17 protein-coding genes are annotated in these 22048 nt (G+C 34.4%); 9 read left to right on the forward strand and 8 right to left on the reverse strand.

All coding sequences use genetic code 11. From position 1 onward, the window contains the following. Nucleotides 1-170 precede the first annotated feature (170 nt). The 4 genes from BUE22_RS06990 (at nucleotide 171) to BUE22_RS07005 (ending at nucleotide 5095) form a co-directional block, all read left to right on the forward strand. Nucleotides 171-1610 (forward strand): nucleoside recognition domain-containing protein, encoded by a 1440-nt coding sequence (locus BUE22_RS06990; RefSeq protein ID WP_073394360.1) that lies wholly within the window; start codon nucleotides 171-173, stop codon nucleotides 1608-1610. 287 nt (nucleotides 1611-1897) lie between these two features. Next, nucleotides 1898-2359 carry an IS200/IS605 family transposase gene (tnpA, locus tag BUE22_RS06995; RefSeq protein ID WP_073394361.1) on the forward strand — a complete coding sequence of 154 codons (462 nt, stop codon included), beginning with the start codon at nucleotides 1898-1900 and terminating at the stop codon, nucleotides 2357-2359. Between the two features lie 326 nt (nucleotides 2360-2685). Next, nucleotides 2686-3420, forward strand: coding sequence for a hypothetical protein (locus BUE22_RS07000; RefSeq protein WP_073394362.1), 735 nt, complete (start codon nucleotides 2686-2688; stop codon nucleotides 3418-3420). Nucleotides 3421-3490: 70 nt separating this feature from the next. Continuing rightward, a complete protein-coding gene (locus tag BUE22_RS07005; protein WP_042563567.1) occupies nucleotides 3491-5095 on the forward strand; it encodes a fumarate hydratase in 1605 nt (534 codons plus the stop codon). A 113-nt stretch (nucleotides 5096-5208) separates the two neighbouring features. Here BUE22_RS07005 and BUE22_RS07010 read toward each other — a convergent pair whose 3' ends face one another. Both BUE22_RS07010 and dinB read right to left on the reverse strand, forming a co-directional pair. Then, the gene (locus BUE22_RS07010) at nucleotides 5209-5709 is read right to left on the reverse strand and encodes a PAS domain-containing protein (RefSeq protein WP_073394363.1); all 501 of its coding nucleotides are present in this window, start codon (nucleotides 5707-5709) and stop codon (nucleotides 5209-5211) included. Between the two features lie 97 nt (nucleotides 5710-5806). Further along, nucleotides 5807-6889, reverse strand: a complete 1083-nt coding sequence (dinB, locus tag BUE22_RS07015) for a DNA polymerase IV (protein WP_073394364.1) — start codon at nucleotides 6887-6889, stop codon at nucleotides 5807-5809. A 140-nt stretch (nucleotides 6890-7029) separates the two neighbouring features. Here dinB and BUE22_RS07020 point away from each other — a divergent pair, with 140 nt between their 5' ends. Beyond that, the gene (locus BUE22_RS07020; protein WP_073394365.1) at nucleotides 7030-7764 is read left to right on the forward strand and encodes a metallophosphoesterase family protein; all 735 of its coding nucleotides are present in this window, start codon (nucleotides 7030-7032) and stop codon (nucleotides 7762-7764) included. A 47-nt stretch (nucleotides 7765-7811) separates the two neighbouring features. Continuing rightward, entirely contained in the window at nucleotides 7812-8336 is a 525-nt protein-coding gene (locus tag BUE22_RS07025) for a DUF6646 family protein (RefSeq protein WP_073394366.1), read from the forward strand. Nucleotides 8337-8479: 143 nt separating this feature from the next. Here the strand turns inward: BUE22_RS07025 and BUE22_RS07030 are convergent, their stop codons facing one another. The 6 genes from BUE22_RS07030 to BUE22_RS07055 all read right to left on the reverse strand — a co-directional run bounded on the left by BUE22_RS07030 (nucleotide 8480) and on the right by BUE22_RS07055 (nucleotide 17569). Continuing rightward, nucleotides 8480-11251: a M4 family metallopeptidase gene (locus BUE22_RS07030; RefSeq protein WP_073394367.1), complete on the reverse strand. Its 2772-nt coding sequence runs from the start codon at nucleotides 11249-11251 to the stop codon at nucleotides 8480-8482. A gap of 363 nt (nucleotides 11252-11614) precedes the next feature. Next, nucleotides 11615-12268, reverse strand: a complete 654-nt coding sequence (locus tag BUE22_RS07035) for a 3-oxoacid CoA-transferase subunit B (RefSeq protein WP_073394368.1) — start codon at nucleotides 12266-12268, stop codon at nucleotides 11615-11617. Between the two features lie 222 nt (nucleotides 12269-12490). Beyond that, the gene (locus BUE22_RS07040) at nucleotides 12491-13192 is read right to left on the reverse strand and encodes a CoA transferase subunit A (RefSeq protein WP_073394369.1); all 702 of its coding nucleotides are present in this window, start codon (nucleotides 13190-13192) and stop codon (nucleotides 12491-12493) included. A 262-nt stretch (nucleotides 13193-13454) separates the two neighbouring features. After that, nucleotides 13455-15758 carry a penicillin-binding protein 1A gene (locus BUE22_RS07045; RefSeq protein WP_073394370.1) on the reverse strand — a complete coding sequence of 768 codons (2304 nt, stop codon included), beginning with the start codon at nucleotides 15756-15758 and terminating at the stop codon, nucleotides 13455-13457. 10 nt (nucleotides 15759-15768) lie between these two features. Continuing rightward, nucleotides 15769-16248: a gliding motility lipoprotein GldH gene (locus BUE22_RS07050; protein WP_042563576.1), complete on the reverse strand. Its 480-nt coding sequence runs from the start codon at nucleotides 16246-16248 to the stop codon at nucleotides 15769-15771. Then, the gene (locus BUE22_RS07055; protein WP_073394371.1) at nucleotides 16232-17569 is read right to left on the reverse strand and encodes a PSP1 domain-containing protein; all 1338 of its coding nucleotides are present in this window, start codon (nucleotides 17567-17569) and stop codon (nucleotides 16232-16234) included. Before BUE22_RS07055 ends, BUE22_RS07050 begins: the two co-directional genes overlap by 17 nt. Nucleotides 17570-17931: 362 nt before the next feature. On the opposite strand from BUE22_RS07055, the gene BUE22_RS07060 reads away from it, so the two are divergent. The 3 genes from BUE22_RS07060 to BUE22_RS07070 all read left to right on the forward strand — a co-directional run bounded on the left by BUE22_RS07060 (nucleotide 17932) and on the right by BUE22_RS07070 (nucleotide 22009). Continuing rightward, nucleotides 17932-19107, forward strand: a complete 1176-nt coding sequence (locus BUE22_RS07060; protein ID WP_073394372.1) for an ankyrin repeat domain-containing protein — start codon at nucleotides 17932-17934, stop codon at nucleotides 19105-19107. A 32-nt stretch (nucleotides 19108-19139) separates the two neighbouring features. Beyond that, nucleotides 19140-20477 (forward strand): ankyrin repeat domain-containing protein, encoded by a 1338-nt coding sequence (locus BUE22_RS07065; RefSeq protein WP_243396773.1) that lies wholly within the window; start codon nucleotides 19140-19142, stop codon nucleotides 20475-20477. 113 nt (nucleotides 20478-20590) lie between these two features. Further along, nucleotides 20591-22009, forward strand: coding sequence for a hypothetical protein (locus BUE22_RS07070; protein ID WP_073394374.1), 1419 nt, complete (start codon nucleotides 20591-20593; stop codon nucleotides 22007-22009). The last annotated feature ends 39 nt before the right edge of the window (nucleotides 22010-22048 follow it).

A 22048-nucleotide genomic window follows, 5' to 3' on the forward strand; every position in this document is an offset into this window, starting at 1 on the left:
CGCTCCAATGGAGCTTAATCAACTCCGTTAGGAGTGCAATATTTATAGAAAAAAAATAGCATTTAGCTTTTTAGCCCCATCGGGGCGATATATCCAAAAAAACTGTTTCGACACTAAAATCTTTGTGCATATTATCTCGAAATAATTACATTTACAAAAAAAACAGCGTTATGGTATTAAGTAGATTTTGGTTAACCATTTTTATTTCGTCGATTATCTTCATTATAGTAAGTTTGTTTACCGCCAACACTTATACTATTGATTCTGTTTTGAATGGAAAAAAAGACGATCCAATTCTTGTTTCAGAAAAATATGCTGAACAACTTCCTGCCTTTATCAAAGACAGCATCAAAAAAGCGCCGGATCAAACGATGATTATCAATCGTGATACGCTTAATGCCGATACAACGTATGTTTATAAAAACAAAACCGTAAAAATTTACAGCGGAATCCAAAAATCCGATGGTTTATTGCCAACCTGTAAAAGTACTTTGCTTGATTTGATTTTACCGCTTATTGCATATTTGGCCTTTTTCTGTGGATTAATGGAACTTTTAATTATTTCCGGAGCTTCTGGAAAATTAGCTAAAGGACTAAGTCCGGTTTTTGTAAAAGTGTTTCCAAGTATTCCAAAAAACCATCCTTCGATTTCCTACATGACTTTAAACTTTGCTGCTAATTTCTTAGGATTAGATTCGGCCGCAACTCCGTTTGGTCTAAAAGCGATGGAGAGTTTACAAGAAATAAATCCCGATAAAGACAGAGCGAGTGATGCACAAATTATGTTTATGTGTCTGCATGCTTCTGGTTTAACATTAATCGCGACTTCAATTATTGGTTATCGTGCAGCGGCAGGCGCAAGTAATCCTGCCGATGTTATGCTTCCGTGTATCATTACTTCGTTTATTGGCACAATTGCGGCTTTTTTAATTGTTGGAATCAAACAAAAAATTAATTTCAAAAGTGCTTCTCTTGTAATTGGTTTAATGGTATTAATTGCTGCCATTATTGGATTATTGATGTACGTAAACCATCTAGATTTGATTGGAAAAAACTTTTTCACAACAAATCTATCGGCACTAATTTTACTTGTTATAATAGGTTTTACATTGATTTTTTCTTTCATCCATGAAAAGAAATTTAAAGAAGCCGAAACAACCGTTTTTGATGCATTCGTAGTAGGAGCAAATAATGGTGTTAAAACGGGAGTTACTATTTTTCCATATGTTTTGGGAATGTTAGTAGCTATTTCATTATTCAGAAACAGTGGTTTATTTGAAATTATCAGCGATTGGATTGCCTTCATTTTTTCGAATATGGGTGTAAACAAACAAATTACCGATGCTTTGCCGGTAGCTATGCTTAGACCTTTTAGCTCTGCAGGCTCAAGAGGATTTTTAATCGATTCGATGAATACTTTTGGAGCAGATTCCTTAACCGGAAGATTGAGTAGTATTTTTCAATGCAGTGCAGAAAGTACTTTTTATGTAATTGCGGTTTATTTTGGTTCTGTTAATATAAAAAATACCCGTTACGCTTTAGGCACAATGCTTTTGGTGGATGTGATTTGTGTAATTACTGCGATTTTTGTGGCTAGCTGGTTTTTTTAATCAAATCGTAATTTGTCGTTTAACCTAATAAATTCAATATTATATTATTTTTAAACTGGACTGAAGTCCAGCCCTACAATATTGGTCGAGGCCTACGGCTCTTTTCTCAAATTCTGGTGGAATAATTATTTTGTTGAGACCACGCCCTTTTCTTAAAGTTCCGGAGGAACGATTTATTTTGTAGGGCCGGACTTCAGTCCAGTTTAAACATGAATAAACAGATTAATTATTTATAAGATATTTCGTATTATTACAACCAAATTTAAATGTTGTAAATAAATATTAAAATGTCAAACACATATCATCAGGTTTATATTCAGGCAGTTTTTGCTGTGAAAAACAGAGAAGCAGTTATAGAAAAGGATTGGAAATCGGAATTACTTAGCGTTATCGGTAATTTAATAAATGAAACAGGCTGTAAAACTATAATTGTAAATGGAACAGAAGACCATGTTCATTGTTTTTTAGGTTTAAAACCAACTGTTTCTATTTCTGAATTAATGAAAATTGTAAAAGGGAGATCATCAAAATATATTAATGATCACAACTTAACAAAATCAAGATTTGAATGGCAGGAAGGCTATGGTGTTTTTTCTTATAGTCAGTCACATATTGATTCGGTTTATAAATATATCGAAAACCAAGAGAAACATCATAAAACACAAAACTTCAAAGACGAATATTTATCATTTTTAGATAAATTTAAAATTACGTTTGAAGAAAAATATGTATTTAAAAATCTAATTTAATCTATAAAACCTGATCAAAATCTGGATCTATAATATTGATTTTATAAAAAACCGAATTAAAATTCGGCCCTACAATATTGGTCTTATTATAAACTGGACTAAAGTCCAGCCCTACAATATCCGTCGAGGCCTACGGCTCTTTTCTTAGAGATTCTGAGAATTAGTTTATTTTACAGAGCCTAATTTCAGCCGACGACTCTTTTTCACGAAGGTTGTAAAATTCCGTAGGAATGATTTATTTTGTAGAGCTGGACTTCAGTCCAGTTTAAACATAATAAAACATCGAAATTAATTCGTTAAAAAATAATTGACCAATCAAAAATACCATGAAACCACAATACCTTTTCCTTTTATCACTAATAATAAGCTGTCAGAAACCAAAACCGGTTTCGCAAATTCAAACAAAAAATAGCACTTCAGAAAATAAACCAGAAATTGTAATTGCTTCTGCAGAAAAATTCATAAAAACAGATACCATTCCAATTTCTAACGGAGAAGAAAATGCCTCAGGGAATTACGTTCTCGCAAATTTATTAGATCAAAAAGTAGATAAAGACAGTATTGTTATCGTAAAATACCGATTGGATTTTTATGAAAACAAAGAGAAAAAAGCATCTTCAAAAGTAACAATCGAAGGTTATCAAAAAGGATCAGAATGGGGAGCTGATTATGGCTTGGCAACAGCTACAAACAAAAACACTTCATTTATTCAGGTTTCTTTTGGATATCCAGCCTGCGGATATAATCAAAACAATTATCTCTATCATTTAAAAAACAATGATTTACAACTCGTTTATCAATGGTATTCTATGACGGACAGTGGCTGGGGAAGCTGGGTCGAATTTGCAACTCCAAACGAAAAAGATTCCGAATCTTTTTACTGCAAAAGAGTTTCGTTTGAACCTGACGATAATGACGAAGACATGGGAATGGTTACTTATTCTGACTCGATTGTTTTTCGCTTAAGCGGAAATAAATGGAAAAGCCAGTTACTTTCTGCAAAAGACAAATCTTATTTTGAGAAAAAAATGCCTTTTAATGAATTTCACAACATAAAATAAACTCTCAAAACGGCTCTTATTCAAATTCTTTCTTAGATAAATAATTTTTAACTTTGTCAAAAACAAAGAAATGATTGATTTTATATACCAAGACCCTTATCCTATTTTAAAGGATGATACGCAATACCGCAAAATCACTTCAGATTTTGTGAAAGTTGAAAAATTTGGAGAACGTGAAGTTCTTACTGTTGATCCGAAAGGATTAGAGTTATTGGCTGAAGAAGCCTTAACAGATGTTTCGTTTATGTTGAGAACGACACATTTGCAAAAATTAAGAAACATTCTTGACGATCCAGAGGCGACAGACAATGATCGTTTTGTGGCTTACAATTTACTTCAAAATGCTTCTGTAGCTGCCGAAGGACAATTACCAAGCTGCCAGGATACAGGAACGGCAATTGTAATGGCCAAAAAAGGCGAAAGCATTTTTACAGGCGTTGATGATGCAGAATGGTTGAGCAGAGGAATTTTCAATACATACCAAAAACGTAATCTAAGATATTCTCAAATTGTTCCAATTTCGATGTTTGAAGAAAAAAATTCAGGATCGAATCTTCCGGCGCAAATTGACATTTATGCTAAAAAAGGAAATTCATACGAGTTCTTATTTATGGCAAAAGGTGGTGGATCTGCGAATAAAACATACTTGTATCAGCAAACAAAATCTTTATTGAATGATAAATCTATGGATGCTTTCATTCGCACAAAGATTAAAGATTTAGGAACTTCTGCTTGCCCTCCTTATCATTTGGCTTTAGTAATTGGGGGAACTTCTGCGGAAGCAAATCTAAGTGCTGTTAAAAAAGCATCTGCAGGATACTACGATCATTTGCCAACTACCGGAAATATGGCTGGTCAGGCTTTCCGCGATTTAGAATGGGAAAACCGCGTACAGCAAATTTGCCAGGAAAGTGCTATTGGCGCTCAATTTGGAGGAAAATATTTTACACATGATGTTCGTGTGATCCGTTTGCCACGTCACGCAGCTTCTTGTCCGGTTGGGTTGGGCGTTTCTTGTTCAGCAGATAGAAATATCAAAGGGAAAATTACGAAAGACGGAATTTATGTTGAACAGTTAGAAGTAAATCCAAAACAATTTTTACCGGAAACAGCTCCACATTTAGAAGCTCCCGTAGAAATTGACCTGGATATGCCAATGGCTGATATTTTGGCTAAATTAAGTCAATATCCTATCAAAACCCGTTTAAAATTAAACGGAACTGTAATTGTTGCACGTGATATCGCGCATGCAAAAATTATGGAACTTTTAGAAGCCGGAAAACCAATGCCGGAATATTTTAAAAACCACCCTGTTTATTACGCCGGACCAGCAAAAACACCTGAAGGAATGGCTTCCGGAAGTTTTGGACCAACAACAGCCGGACGTATGGATGTTTATGTAGATGAGTTTCAAAAACATGGCGGAAGTATGATTATGCTCGCAAAAGGAAACCGTACCAAACAAGTTACAGATGCCTGCAATAAATATGGCGGATTTTACCTGGGTTCAATTGGAGGCCCAGCGGCAATTTTAGCACAAGATAATATCCTAAAAGTTGAAGTTGTTGATTTTGAAGAATTAGGAATGGAAGCGGTTCGTAAAATTACCGTTAAAGATTTCCCTGCTTTTATTATTACAGATGATAAAGGAAATGACTTTTTTGAAAATCTGTAGATGTTTGCCACAAAGACACTAAGACACCAAGTTTTATATATGCAAAAACCGCCTATTTGGGCGGTTTTTTTGTTTCTTATAATAATGTGCCTTTGTGCCTTTGTGGCTAAAAATTAAGCACTTTTATCTTCACTTTCAAAAGCAATGAAATGCGATAGTTCTCCTTTTAGGTTAAAAATAGGAACTCCATTTATTTTGCATTTGTAACTATGACCGTTTTTTTTATAATTTTCAACTATTTTTTCAAATGGCATCTGAAGTTTTATAGCTTCTCTAATTTCTTTTAAAACGACATTGCATGTTTTGGGGCCTTGAAACATTTTTGGTGTTTTTCCCAAAATCTCTTCTTCCGTATACCCGGTCATTCTTTTAATTCCCGTTGAGGCAAAAACAATCTTCAGATTTATATCTGTAACCACAATTATCTCCTCTTTAATTCTTTCCTTAATTTTCAGGTTCTTTTCATTCCAATGAAATTCACTTGAAATCTTACCGACTTTCTTTAAATCAGTAAAAATAGCTTTCAGTTCATTTATATATTCATAATGAAAATCCCATGCTAAGATAGGAACTGAATGGCGGCTTGAAATTTCATCAGAATTATCTCTTTTCATCTCAAATGATTTATTCGTAAAGTAACTTTTCTATAAAGGTAAAATGAAAATCTTGATTCTAAATATGGAAAACCTCATTTCCTTCAATTTATAACTATTAAAAAGAAAATTTAAGCTGAACAACAACCGCCTTTTTCTCCTCGGTATTCAAATTACTTAATGAAATTCCGAGTAATCTAACAGAATCTTTCATTCGTTCCTGATACAATAATTCTTCTACCGTTTCGAGAATCAAACTTTTATCTGAAATAAAATAAGGCAAAGTTTTGCTTCGGGTTTGTTGGGTAAAATCGCTGTATTTTATTTTAAGTGTCACGGTTTTACCGGAAATATTATGTCTTTTCAATCTTTTTTCTAATGATGTGGCGATTCTTTCGAGTTGTTCCAACATAAAAATCTCAGAAGATAAATTGACATCAAAAGTATGTTCTGCTGCGACAGATTTGGTAATTCGTGAAGGTTTGACTTCACTATTATGAATTCCGCGCACAACATTATAATAAAAACCACCTGATTTGCCAAAGTGTTTCTCCAGAAATTCTACCGGTTTTGTTTTTAAATCAGCTCCGGTAAAAATTCCCAACTGATACATTTTTTCGGTGGTTACTTTTCCGACACCATAAAACTTACGGATTGGCAATTCTTCCAAAAAAGGTATAATCTCATCCGGATTTACTGTTTTTTGCCCGTTTGGTTTATTAATGTCGCTGGCAATTTTGGCTACGAACTTATTGACCGAAATTCCTGCCGAAGCTGTAAGTCCGACTTCACTGAGGATTCTTGACCGGATTTCCTGAGCCAATAAACTCGCACTTGGATTTCCCTTTTTATTTTGAGTTACATCAAGATAAGCTTCATCGAGCGAAAGGGGCTCAACCAAATCTGTATATTCATGAAAAATTTTATGAATTTTACCCGATATTTCTTTGTATCTATCAAAACGCGGACGCACAAAAATGATTTCAGGGCAATATTTTTTGGCCAGAACTCCACTAATGGCACTTCTAACACCAAATTTTCGGGCTTCGTAACTTGCCGCCGCCACTACTCCTCTATTTTCTGAACCTCCAACAGCAATGGCTTTTCCGCGTAAAGCAGGATTGTCCATTTGCTCCACAGAAGCATAAAAAGCATCCATATCAATATGGATAATTTTTCGATATGTAGGCATTTCAGACATGCTACAAATTTAAAAAGGAAAAGCAATAAAAAAGTGCTCAAAACAGTTATAAATAATATCAATTTTTAAAGAATATAAATTCGATGAGTTCAAACCAATTATTCTTTATATTTTTGTTCTTCCAGATGAAAAATTAAACAATGCGAACATTTGTTATAGGCGACATACACGGCGGATTACTCGCTCTTGAACAAGTGCTGATAAAAGCTCAGGTTACCACACAAGATACTCTTATATTTTTAGGTGATTATGTAGATGGCTGGAGTCAGTCTGCAGAAGTAATCGAATATTTGATTGCTCTTAAAAGCAAACAAAACTGCATTTGCATTAGAGGAAATCATGATCAACTGGCCTTGGACTGGCTGGAAAATCGAAATGAAGAATTTGATGAAGAAATGTGGTACAAACATGGCGGAAGAGCTACTGTTGAAGGATATTCTAAACTTTCTGAAGAAAAAAAGAAAACACATATTGCTTTTTTTGAAGCATTGCAGGATTATTATCTTGATGATCAAAACCGATTATTTGTTCATGCAGGCTTTACCAACTTAAATGGCGTAGTCTGGGAGTACTTTCCTAAATTATTTTATTGGGACAGAACACTTTGGGAATCAGCCCTTTCATTAGACCCCAATTTAAAACCCGACGATTTATTTTATCCAAAACGTTTTACGATATACAAAGAGATTTATATTGGTCATACGCCCGTAACCAGAATTGGTCAAACGGTTCCAATAAACAAAGCCTGCGTTTGGAATGTTGATACTGGTGCTGCTTTTAAAGGCCCTCTAACTATTATGAACGTGGATACCAAGGAGTTCTGGCAAAGTGACCCATTAAATGAATTGTATTTTAATGAAAAAGGTAGGAATTGAAGTGTAAAAAACTAAATTTGCAATCCAAATAATTAATATTTAAGTTTATGAAAAAATTTATTACACTTTTGTTTTTAGCGTCATTCGGATTCACTAATGCCCAACAGGCTTTCTCTGGAAAAGGTGACATGAAAGTTAACGTTGGTGCTAATTTACAAGATGGTGGATCAGGAATTCAGGGATCTATTGATTTCGGTTTAGGAGAAAATTTCTCTTTCGGATTTGTTACAACTTATTTACTAGGAGTTGATAATTTTAATGGTACATATGGTGGTGTAGTGTACGCAAATGATTACAAACCAGAATTTCAGGATCGTTTTGATGCAAAAGCAAGAATTAATGCAAATTTAAGCAGCGTAATTGGTGTTGAGCAATTAGATGTTTACCCAGGTTTAAGTTTAGGATTACACAATTTTGGCGGACACGTTGGTGGTCGTTACTTTTTTACTGACGGATTTGGTGTTTTCACAGAAATCGGATTCCCAATTGCAAAATACGGTAATGATAATGACGTATTCGATCATTTAAACAACCAGGCAACTTTTAGTTTAGGAGCTTCTTTTAATTTATAAGATTCTTCCAAAGCAAATTATATTAGAAAGCGTTCATCATGAACGCTTTTTTTATTTCCGGCAAATTATTTGATTTTGCTTTCAATACCTTTTGACAAAAAAAAGCCCCATTACGGGGCTTTCCTTTTTTAAATTACAATTTTTTATTTTTTTGCGAATTTCTTCACGATTTTTTTACTTCCGTTATTTAATTCAATTAAGTAAATTCCGGTAGCCAATTTACTTACATCAATTGGATTTCCATAAAGTTCTCCTGAACTTAGCTGTTGTCCCAATGTGTTTGTAATTCTATAAGTGTATCCATTACTTTCTGAAATTGAAATATTTAATTCGCTTTCAACCGGATTTGGATATAAAGCAAAACGTGCAGTTTCAACAGTTTCTGCTATTCCGGTAATACTTTCTTCAACAACTGCTCCAGAAGCTGTAATGTTTATAGAATAATCTTCAACTTGTCCGTAAGAGAAAGCCTCACAAGATGTTGGAATTGCATTGTATTTCATAGAAACTCTCAATCTTGTTGTTCCAAGAGTTGCTGTTGCAGGAATTGTAATTGATCCTGTAACCGGAGTTGTTTTTGAAGCTGCTTTTGTCCAAACCGTTTCACCAGAATCTGAGAAATCTCCATCCTGATTGTAATCTATAAATACTGCATACCCTTCATTGTAAGTCGTAGACGTCCAAACCGGTGTAATTGTAATTGTATAAGCTGTTCCTCTTGCTGCATTTGTAGAAATTGCAGTATAGTTTTCGTAGCCTGTTGTTCCTGTCGAAGTATTATTGATCGTACCAAAAACAACTTTACTAATTCTTTCATCTGCAGTACTATTTCCCTGAGATGCACAATATGTTATACCAGCAGTGGTAGTAGTAACATTTACCGTACTGCTTGAAGCTGAAACATTTCCGGCAGCATCTTTCGCTTTTACACTAAAAGTATAAGCCGTTGAAGCTGTTAATCCTGTTACTGTGTAAGATGTTGTTGCAGATGATCCTTTAAGAGTTGTTCCCTGATAAATATCGTAGCCTGTTACTGCAACATTGTCTGTAGAAGCTGTCCAGGTTAAATTGGTTGTTGTGCCTGTTGTTCCTGAAGCTGCCAAAGAAGTTGGAGCCGAAGGAGCTACAGTATCTGTTGAGCCAGAATATGCCGCACCAACACCTACAGCGTAAAACGCGTTTGTTGTTGCAATAACTTCGGCAGAACCTGCACCATATAATTCAATAGCAGATTGTATTCCAAAAGTTCTTGCATTAGCATAAGTAGAGTTGGCTCCTAAATATTCGCTCTCTAAACGAAAAGCAATTTTCTCAGCTTTATCAAGAGTAATTCCTGTTACGTTGTAAGCGTTTCCAAGATCATTAGTTCCTGTTTTACCAACAGATAAAATGTAAAACCAGTGATTTAAAACACCCGAATTTGTATGTACCCCACATTGGTCATTGTTGTTTGTTGGAGTACAATTTACGTTTATCCAATACGTTCCGCCGTAAGTATCCGGTTGTCCCTCAGCATTTGGATCGCTCATAGAACGCAAAGCAACGTGTCCGCTTCTTCTTTCGATATCTTCACCAACCAACCAGATTGATTTTGTAGGGGCTGAATGATATTCAATACAAGCTGCCCAAATATCAGAGAATGCTTCATTCATTGCTCCCGATTCTTTTTGGTAGGCTAAGTTTGCTGTGTAAGTACATACAGCGTGACCAATTTCGTGTCCGGCAACATCCAGAGAAGTTAAAATATCAAATCCTCCTGTTCCTGTTCCGTCTCCGTAAGTCATTACGCTTCCGTTCCAAAAGGCATTATTGTTGCTTGAATATCCTGCAGCAACTAAATTATAGTGTACATAACTTTTGATTTTAGCACCGGCATCATCAAAACTGTTTCTACTGTGTACTGTTGACCAGTAATCATATGTTTTTTCTGCACCCCAATGTGCATCAAGAGCGCCATTGTCTTTATTGGTGTTGTTATATTCTGCTGCCGTCCAGTTATTATCGGCATCAGAAAAATTTGTTGTTGGGTAAGTAGCTGTTCTTGCAGAATTATAAGTTTGAACGCCTAAACCACGAGATGTATCTGATAAAATATAAGATGATCCGCTTAAAGTAGTTTGTATTGTCTGCGTTCCGCTGTAACGAGTCGCGGCATTGGCAGCAACAATTGCCATTTTTGAAGCCGATATATTTTTATCTGCATTTGCCGAAGAAGATTTCCTTGCATGTACATTATCGTTTAAATGTTTTATAGTTGCATTATAAAACAATGCTTTTCCGGTTTCAGCATCAATATAAAGATCTCCGCGGCTTAAAGGTTTTGTAGCATAAATGTCAAACTTGTAAGCCAAACGAACTTTATCAGTTGTGCGTATTTCACCTTGTTCTTCCATTGCAGGCAACAAAACAAGTTCTCCTTTTGGTTTTTCATAATCCATTGCTATAGCATCTTGTGGTTTTTCCCAAAGATATTCTGTTGCATGTGTGTAGCTAAGTGCTCTGTTGAAAGCTTCCTGAGAAGAAAGTTTGGGTGTAGTTTTAACATTTTCAATATCGTAGAATTCACCATTCATCGATACTAATTTTCCATCTTTTGAATGCAGGGTATAATTGGCAAATTCAACTTTGATTCCCTGTTCATACAATTGAAATTTTTCATGAGTGTAACCTTGTTTGTCAGATTGGGTTTTGATTTTTGCAAAAGATTGAGAGTCTTTTAAACCAAGTTGCTCCTTAAAGACTTTTTGAGCATCTGAGCCTTTGTAAGTTGATTTCTCATTAAAGGTAATTAAACTTGGTTGTCCGTTTTCAGAAACATTTTTCTGACTTATTTGCTTATCTGTCTGAGCAAATGAAGAGATTGTAAAAGTAAAAACAACGGCGGTCGCCATGATTCCTGGTAATTTTTTTCTCATAATTTAAGGGGTTTTTAAAATTTGGTTAAATGATTACAAATAAAACATTTATCGTAAGTAAATACTTTAATTTAGGATAAAAGTATTTTAATTTTGTTAGATAGTCGATGAAATTTGCCGTTAATCGATAAAATGCAACACTTTTTACTTTAAATTCACTTTTATTTAACAAAGGGTAAGAATTTCTCAAAATAGAAAGCCTAAAATCGATAATTCGTTGGTATTTAAATTTTTATATAAAAAAAGTAGTACAGAAACATCATTATATAAGAAATAAAACCTGACATAGCTTTGATTTTATTCAACAAAAAAAGGGCTGGCATAAACGCCAGCCCTTAAAGGGATATGTTTTAAAGAAAAAAATTAAATGTTCATTTCCGGAATTTCGCCTTCTATAATTAATTCTGCTTCGGTTGATGCAATGATACGCTCAACAGAAACACCTGGCGCTCGTTCTAAGAGCTTAAAACCGTTTTTAGTCACTTCGAGAACTGCGAGCTCTGTTACAACCTTTTTAACGCATCCTACGCCTGTTAATGGCAAAGTGCATTTTTTAAGAATTTTAGATTCTCCAGCTTTATTAACGTGCATCATTGCAACAATGATATTTTCGGCAGAAGCCACCAAATCCATTGCGCCTCCCATTCCTTTCACCATTTTACCCGGAATTTTCCAGTTGGCAATATCTCCGTTTTCAGAAACTTCCATTGCGCCAAGAATAGTTAAATCAACTTTTTGACTTCGAATCATTCCGAAACTAAAGGCCGAATCAAAGAAACTTGCTCCCGGAAGCGTAGTAATCGTTTGTTTTCCAGCATTGATAATATCAGCATCTTCTTCTCCTGCAAAAGGAAAAGGCCCCATGCCAAGAACACCGTTTTCACTCTGAAACTCAACTGCTATATCTTCTCTCACATAATTTGCAACCAAAGTGGGAATCCCAATACCCAGATTAACAAAATATCTGTCTTTTACTTCTTTAGCAATTCGTTTTGCTATATCTTCTTTTGTTAACATAAACTCAATGTGTCAATTTGGAAATTAGATAATTAGATAATGCCTAAACATTGAACAATCTAATTAATTCTAATTATCACATTTTCTAATTATCTAATATTTTACTTTATGTAATTTAAGGTAATTTTATAAAAATCAATAACATATCAATTATCAAATTTATTTAACGCAACAATTTTGCGTTATCTAATTCATTATCTAATTGACAAATTATCTAATTATCTAATTCCTCTGTCTTACAGTAAGTTGCTCAATTCTTTTCTCAAATTTTTCTCCCTGAAAAATGCGTTGTACCATAATTCCCGGAATGTGAATTTGATTTGGATCTAAAGTTCCAACAGGAACCAGTTCTTCAACTTCGGCAATGGTAATTTTTCCGGCTCCGGCCATACACGCATTAAAGTTTCGGGCAGTTCCTTTAAAAATAAGATTTCCAGCTTCGTCACCTTTCCATGCTTTTACAATGGCAAAATCAGCTTTGAAAGCTTCTTCCATAATATGCATTTTTCCATTGAACTCACGAACTTCTTTACCTTCTGCTACTTCGGTTCCGTAACCTGCCGGTGTAAAGAAAGCTGGAATTCCCGCTTGGGCCGCACGACAACGTTCTGCAAGGGTTCCTTGTGGCGTTAACTCCACTTCTAATTCACCGGAAAGCATCTGACGTTCGAATTCTGCATTTTCACCCACGTACGAGGAAATCATTTTTTTGATTTGTTTCTTCTGCAAAAGCAATCCTAAACCAAAATCATCAACTCCTGCATTATTCGAAATACAAGTTAAATCTGAAATTGATGTGTTTACTAAAGCAGCAATAGTATTTTCAGGAATTCCGCATAAACCAAAACCACCAAACATAATGGTCATTCCGCTTTCAATTCCTTTTATAGCATCCTGCACGCTATCCACTTTTTTTGTTATCATAACAAACTGACTTTATTACTGTATAATTTTGATAAAAATACCATTTTTAGATTAAATTATAACGATTTCGTAAAAATAAATCTATAGCTAGTTTAACCGCAAAGCTCACAAAGACAAAAACGCAAAGTTCGCAAAGCTTTATAAAACCTTAGCGAACTTTGCGATAAAAAAATTTTATACTTATTTCAAAAAAAATCCTTTTGTTTTCGACTGATTTCAGAAGATCACAAAAGGATAACTTTATTTACAACCGAACTTTAAACTATAATTCGAATTCGTCTGTATTTTGTTCTGTTGTAGTTGTATCTTTTACTTTTGGTGCGCTGTAACAATCTACTTTGATAGAAAGGTTTGCCGGACGCTCAAATTCTGATTTAGAAATTTGTAAATTCTTATCGGCATAACACAATTTCATGAAGTAAGCCCAAACCGGTAAAGCTGCTGTTGCACCTTGTCCGTAAGTCAAACTTTTAAAACGTGCCGAACGATCTTCGCATCCAACCCAAACACCTGTTACTAAGTTTGGAACCATTCCCATAAACCAACCATCTGATTGATTTTGTGTTGTTCCTGTTTTACCCGCAATCGGATTTTTGAACATGTATGGATATCCTGTCCAACGATTATCTCCGCTTCCACCGCCTTGCGTACGTAAACGTGCACCAGAACCGGTTTCTGTAACTCCCTGCAATAATTTGATTACTGCAAAAGCGATGTCTTTATTTAAAACGTCGTGTGATTCCGGAATTGGCTCATAAATAACCTCACCGCTTTTATTCTCGATACGACTTAAAAATTGTGGTTTTACATACACTCCCTGATTTGCAAATGTGCTGTAAGCCGCAACCATATCTTCAACCGTAATATCTACAGCTCCTAAAGCAATAGAAGGCTGAGCGGGAATTTCGGTTTTAACACCTAATTTATGTGTTAATTCCACAACGGCTTCTGGACCAACACGATCTATTAATTTAGCAGAAACGGTATTGATCGAATTTGCTAAACCTTGTTTTAAAGTTACCATTCCGCGGTATCTGTTGTCAGAGTTTCTTGGCTCCCAATCTTCTGTAACATGGTGGCGTCCTTTATGAATCATAAAAGGCCCATCTAAAATGGAATCACAAGGAGACATATTTAATTCTTCAATAGCAGTTGCATAAACGAAAGGTTTAAATGTAGAACCTACTTGTCTTGCTCCCTGCCCAACGTGATCGTATTGGAAATATTTGTAGTTGATTCCACCAACCCACGCTTTGATATTTCCGGTTTGTGGCTCCATCGCCATTAAACCAGATTGTAAAAAGTGTTTGTAATAACGAATAGAATCCAGCGGCGTCATAATAGTATCGCGTTCTCCTTTCCAGGTAAAAATGCGCATTTGTGTTTTTACTTTGAATGAAGCAATAATATCGTCTTCGCTTTTGTCCAGATCTTTCATGATTGCCCAACGAGTTGAGTTTTTCATTGCCTGCATCATGATTCTGTCTGTTTCTGCTTGTGTAATATTTACGAAAGGCGCATTTTTATTGTTTTTCTGTTCAATAGTAAACTGCTGTTGCAAATTTTTCATGTGTGCAGAAACTGCTTCTTCAGCATATTGCTGCATTCTTGAATCGATAGTGGTATAGATTTTTAAACCATCTTTGTAGATATCATAATCAGAACCATCTGGTTTTTTGTTTTCAGCCATCCATTTTTTCATGTAATCACGAAGATATTCTCTGAAATAAGTTGCTGTACCTTCACGGTGGCTTTCTAATTTGAATTTCAAGGCAATTGGTAAAGCTTGTAATCTTTCTTTTTCTGCTGTAGAAATCATTTTAGCTTTCTCCATTTGTCCAAGAACAACATTACGACGGTTTTTTACTCCTTGCGGATTACGAACCGGATTGTATAAACCTGAATTCTTGAACATTCCGACTAAAATAGCCGATTCGTCCATTGTCAAGTCCTTTGGATCTTTCGAAAAATAGGTCTGTGCTGCAGAACTTACTCCAACAGAATAATTTCCGAAGTCGTAAACATTGCAATACATGGCCAAAATTTCGTTTTTCGTGTATTGTCTTTCAAGACGAATGGCAATAATCCATTCTTTTATTTTTTGTACAATTCTAAATGGCAAGAACTTAGAACCTTCACCATGAAATAATTGTTTAGCTAATTGTTGTGTTAGTGTACTCGCTCCACCATTTGTTCCTAAAGTAAAAACGGCTCTTAAAGTTCCACGTCCGTCAATTCCGGAATGTTCGTAAAAACGAGCATCTTCGGTGGCAACTAACGCTTCAACTAGGCTTTTTGGTAAATCCGAATATTTAAGCTGCGATCTGTTGGTTTTAAAATACTTTCCAATTACAACTCCATCAGAAGAAATAATTTCTGTTGCTAAGTTAGAATCCGGGTTTTCTAAATCTTCAAAAGAAGGCATCGATCCGAAAAGCCCCCACGAAGCAAATAAAAAGAAAGCCAGAATGCCTAATAAAAAGTAGACAAAAAATCTCCAGAATTTCTTTTTATAGTAGTTAATATCTTTAGTACTATTAGGTTGATTGTTTTTTTTGGTGGCCATAACTATTTATCTAATCTTTTTGTTCTATTCTAAAACCTACGTCTGTAATACCTTCTAAAGCTTCAACACCAGGAATTTTTCCCGATTCACGAACAGCTTGTTTGATGTGTACTTTGTATTTTCCTCTAAACTTAACATCCTCTTTGTAATACAGTTTACTTTCTTTTATATCAGTAAAACCATTTCCTAACAAGGTTCCATCTGGTTTAGCCATTTCGTATTCTAAAGTATCGACTTTGGTAAAACCATTTGGTGTTTCAATAGCAACAATTAAAAACAAATTTTTGAAAGGATAATTGTTGTTATCTCTCAAATTTACAAATAAATTGTATTTTTTGGTAGAATCTAAAACAGGCAGATCAAAGGTTACAATACTGTCTTTGTGCCAGGCGCTTCCAACAGATTTGTACTCATCGAATACTCTTTTTTTATCACAAGAAAAAAGAAGTATTGCTGCCAAAAGAAGAATTCCGCTATTTTTTATTCTCATTTTTAGTAATAATTATAGGTTTTCTCGGTTCAGCTGGTTTGTTATCATTCGATTTGGGCTTATTCGAATTATTTGGTTTATTGTTATTATTCTGTTTGTTTTTGTTCGGATTTCCTCCTCCCGCAGGCTTATTGCTGTTATTGTTACTTTGTTGCGGTTTAGCAGGAGTAGCCACTACAGTGCCTTCAGCGTTAGGTTTGCGTTTGCGATTTGGCTTTTTCTTTCTTTTTGGCTGATCAAAACGAGTCAAACTTTCCTGACCCATTGCGTTATTAAAATCTTTTTCAGGTTCTGAAACTACTTCAATAGCAAAATCTTCAAGAGAAGAAACTTTGTTTTTCAGTTTATTTTCAGCGATAATTTCTTTTACCTGATCAATTTTCAAAACATGCCAGTTTGCAAAATTATTGGTGTAAGCAAACCACATCAAGCCTTTAAAAATATCTTGTTTTTGGCAAATTGCATCTCCTTTTTCGGTAACTAATTTAGTATCGTAATCCGGAAAATCCTTCAAGGCATCCATGTATGTATCTAGTTCGTAGTTTAAACAACACTTTAATTTTCCGCATTGTCCGGCTAATTTTTGGGGATTTAGCGAAAGCTGTTGGTAACGCGCCGCCGAAGTATTGACACTTCTAAAATCTGTTAACCAGGTTGAACAGCAAAGTTCACGTCCGCAAGAACCAATTCCACCCAAACGAGCCGCTTCCTGACGGAAACCTACTTGTTTCATTTCAACTCTTGTACTAAATTCTTTAGCAAAATCTTTAATCAAAAGTCTAAAATCGACTCTGTCATTTGCTGTGTAGTAAAAAGTAGCTTTTGACCCATCTCCCTGAAATTCGATATCAGAAATCTTCATCTCTAATTTATGCTGAATTGCCAATTCACGCGCACGAACTTTCATTGGTTCTTCGCGATCACGGGCTACAGACCAAATGTCGATGTCTTTTTGAGATGCTTTTCGATAAATTTTAGGCACTTCGTTACTTTCGTGATTAACACCTTTTTTCTTCATTTGAATTTTTACCAATTCTCCTGTCAAAGTAACAATCCCAATATCATGTCCTGGCGATGCAACAGTTGCTACAATATCACCAATACTTAAAGTTAATTTCTCTGAATTTCTAAAAAATTCCTTGCGTCCGTTTTTAAAACGAACCTCAACACAATCAAAAATCGCCTCTCCATTAGACGGACTCATGTTCGCAAGCCAGTCAAAAACAGTCAATTTATTGCAGCTATCGGTGCCGCAAGTCCCATTATTTTTACAACCCTTTGGTGCGCCACCATCTGAGGTTGAACAACTTGTACATGCCATAATTATATATGTAGTGCTGCAGAAACGCAGCTTAAGTTCATAAACGTTTGATCGGTAAAGATAGTATTTTTTTTAGTTTGCTTTTTATGGATTACTTCTAAAGGGTTGTTAAATAAAAAACCTGCCCTTTTTTAGTATCAAAATCATTTTAATTTTCTTCTCTATCTATCAATTTTAGAAAATATTCTTCAAAAAAAGCTCACTCCGTCAATTTTATTATATAAAAAAATCCTTTTTAATTTTTATCCTGAAATATATTTATCAATTTTATGTTTTTATCTTACAACATAATTCGGGAACGCCTAAATTATCAATTCTGATTTAAAATCAAACTTAATTCTTCATTTTAAATACCACTACAAATGCAAAACCAGATTGAAAGTTTCCTTTTTCAGGGAAAATTTGACGAGGCCAGAGAATGCCTAAATAACGGAGAAAAATTTAACGAACAATATCTTAAAAACAATTTTTCTCAAATCGCAGCCAAAATTATTGAAGCCAAAGAGATTGATTTCATCGAAAAATTAATAAATGCCGGATTTATTGAAACCGATATTTACGAACTGGACAGTTTTGACAAATCAATTTTTGCTCCTTTGACCAGATATTTAAAAGATGATGACGAATCGCTTTCATTTTTCGAAGCTTTGATGTCAAAAATGGACAATCTTAATGATGAAATCAGCGATCAGACTTTGCTAAGATATTTTCTGGAAAAAAGTGCTCCTCCAAAAATCATAAAAACCCTTATTGATAATTTTGGAGCAAATACGCAGTATAAAAACAATGCCGAAGAAAACCTCATCTACTCTGTTATAAATACTTATGGTTTGGAAACAGAGAAAACAAAAGAATACATTTCTATACTTACAGACAACGGTGTTGACATTAACGAAAAAAATATTGTTGGGACAACTCCGTTAATGTGCGCTGTTAAAAGAGCCAGAAAAGATATTCTATCGTTCTTGCTTGAAAACGGCGCCGATCCTAACGAAACCGACAACCTCAACAATACTGCTTTTTATTATGCTGTGGCTGAACAGTTTTCGTATGATATGTACGATGCTTTAGCAGCTGTTTCTTCACCTGATTTTAATATTGTAAACAAAGACGGACGAACTTTATTGACTAATTTTATCAATTCTGTTTCTGGTTCGCCAACAGATATTACATTTCTTGAAAGATTGTTAGCTGATGGTGCCGATGTGAATTTCTGTGCTCAACATTACGGACAGCCAAAATCCGGAATTGATTTTATTGTGGAAAAGAAGTCAGATATCCTGAAATCAGTTTTAGAAAATGTTTCTTTAGATATTAACGAACAAGACAATCAAGGAAACACGATTTTGCATAAAGTTTGTGCCTATAATGTTAATTATGATGCCGAAATGGCAAAGGAAACCTATAGAAAAGTAAAATTATTACTAGATCAGGGCGCTGATATTACGATCACCAATGATAAAGATGAAACAGCTTTAATGCTGGCTTCTGGCGATAATTTGAAAATTAAAACGGTTGAACTTTTAATGAAACAATAAATAATCATTTACTAAAAAACATATACATGTCAATGTCATTTATAATTGCCTGTGAAAACGGCAACAGAAAAATAGCCGAGTTACTTCTTCAAAATAAAGAAGTCGATGTAAAGTATACAGACGAAAGAGGAAGAACCGCATTACACTATGCCGCGCACAGAGGATATTTGGATATTGTAAAAATATTGACCGAAGATGGCGCCGATATTAATTATGAAGACCATCAGGGAGAAACACCGTTATATTTTGCCTGTTTGCAAAAACAGAAACAAACTGCTTTGTATCTTTTAGAAAATGGTGCGGAAATTACCAAAAACGATAAATACGGAAATAGCCTTTTGCATTTAGTCGTTCAGACTGCTCAAATTGAAATTGCAACAAAGTTGCTTGAAGCAGGAATTGATGTTAATTTACTGAATAACAATGGTGAAACTCCTCTTTTACTGGCATCCGCAAAATTAAACCGAGAAATTATTCAATTGCTTTTGGACAAAGGTGCCGATATAAATGTAACCGACAAACAAGGAAATACACCTTTACTTTATGCTTGTTATACAAAATTGATCCCGATGGTGACACTGCTTCTTGATAATGGTGCAGCTATTAATCATGCAAATCATGCCGGCGAAAACGCACTTTTAATTGCCTGTTACGAAACCAACAGAATGCTTGCTAAGCTTTTAGTTGAAAGAGGAGCCGATGTTTTTGTATCCAATAATAATGGATATTCGCCTATTTGGTACGCTTGCGCAAATAATCAAAAGGAAATTGTTTCTTTGTTTTTAGAAAATGGAGTTGATGTAAACTACAGCAAACCTTTGGCCAGCGATACTTCTTCAATGAATGATTATCTGGATTGGATTGTTAGCGCTACCAATATTTCTAACGAATCTAGCTTTACATTAAACACAACTTATAATTATGGCGGAGAAAGTCTTTTGCATGTGGCTACCAAAAAAGGTAATTTGAGCATGGTAAAATTACTAATTGAAGCTGGAGCAAACATCAATATTCAGGATGAATCCGGGAACACGCCTTTACATTACAGTGCCGCAAACGGAAAGAAAGATGTGGTAAAATATTTACTTGATAACAAAGCCGATGCCTCAATTGTAAACGTAAAAGAACAAAAAGCGATTGATTATTCGAATGTGAAAGGTTTTAATGAAATTACCGAAATGATTCTAAAATATGCTCCTTCGGGAACTGTTGTTACTCCAATTCACCAACAAGAACCTCAAAAAACTGATGTTTCAAATTCTATGGAAGGAAAGAAAAAAGCATTGTTAGATTTGAAAGAACTTTTAGATGCCGGAATATTAACTTCAGAAGAATTTGATACTGAAAAAAGTAAAATTTTAAAAGGTTAATAATCAAATAGGGTTTTACTTTTTTTATTCCAGAAGTACTAAAATTTGTTAAGTTTACAATAATTTATGATTTAGCATAAAACCAAAACCGTCCCAAACCAAACCTTAGCTTAATGAACAACCAAATTGTATTAAACGAACTAAACGAAGAAACAAACTACTTTAACCATTTTAATTTTTCAAAGTTTAAAAATATTCTATACCCTCTTGCTATTGTTGCCTTTCTTTTTATCATCAGGCAGTTTATCACAAATAATTTTTACATTTCAAGACCGGGAGGTTATGGAATGCTTGAATTATTTGACCCTCTTAATAGTGCTAAGGAATTACCGATATGGGCAGAAATCCTTAATGGATTTATCGGCATATTAATTACAATAATAATGCTTTGCTGGGAAACAGTCTATGAAAAAAAATATGATAAAATTAAGTTTGTTCTCTTAATCTGCTTACCATATGCAACTTTGTACGTAATCAATGTTTATTCCAATTTTTATGGATCAGGAACTCCAAAATCATTGTCTACTATTTATTTCATCATGGGTTTTTTCCCAACATATGCTTTATACGGTGCATTAAGAGGAAAAATACTTTATGAAAAAAAAATAAGCTTAATAGGATATTTGATTGGAATTATTGCCATAGTAAGCATCAGTCCAATATATCAAAAACTTGGATCATTAATGCTGAATAACGATTTACTTATACCTGTTTATTCTTATGGAACTGCGGTTTCAAATGTTTTTATCCCACTATCTTTTTTCTATTTTCTATTTTTATCAGATGCCGGATTCTCTTTTAAGAATTTTATAAAAATGCCATCTGCTTCATTTATAACAAACAAAAAGTTCACGGCGCACTTTATAATTCTATTTACTTCTTTATTTGCTCTTCATTTGAACTTCACAGAAAACTTCTCCCAACATTGGTTTGGAGATATGAATTCTAGATTTGAAATTATTTTCTATAGTATATTTGAGTTTTTTCGCATTATTTTTCAAGTTGCATTTGTATACTTACTGTTTTCACAGCTATTGCTTTTACAATTAACTGCATTACGAAGAAGACCCTTATGGATCTATTTTTTAAGTTTTATCCCAGTAATTAATTTGATTCCATTATTTCTTTTTTTCCGCAAGAGCATCCCATTAAGTAATGTTGAATATCTTGAAATGGAAGATAAAGAACAGCAAAATCGATCTTTTCTTCAGTTGTTCATTTTATTTTTTGCAACTGTATATGGCATCTACAAGTTTATTGCAATCGGATTAAGCCGCGAAAACTTAATTTATCTGATCTTAGCCGTTATTTTACTGTATATTTTTATATTATATTTTAAAATTGGTATTTGGATTGCTTTTGGACTGTTGGGCATAATGGCGATATACTTTTTATACCAAGATATGCCGACTGGTTTGTACTATACTTGTGCATTAATTTATGGCGCTATCGGCCTATACAATCTTCACATTGCCTTATTTTGGACAGCCGAAGAATGGGATAAAATCGAGGAAAGTATTGAAGAAGTTTAAACATAAAAAGAGCCGCAAGTTGCGGCTCTTTTCTTTTCT

The sequence above is a fragment of the Flavobacterium pectinovorum genome (genome assembly GCF_900142715.1).
In the GTDB taxonomy this organism is placed as follows: Bacteria; Bacteroidota; Bacteroidia; order Flavobacteriales; family Flavobacteriaceae; genus Flavobacterium; species Flavobacterium pectinovorum.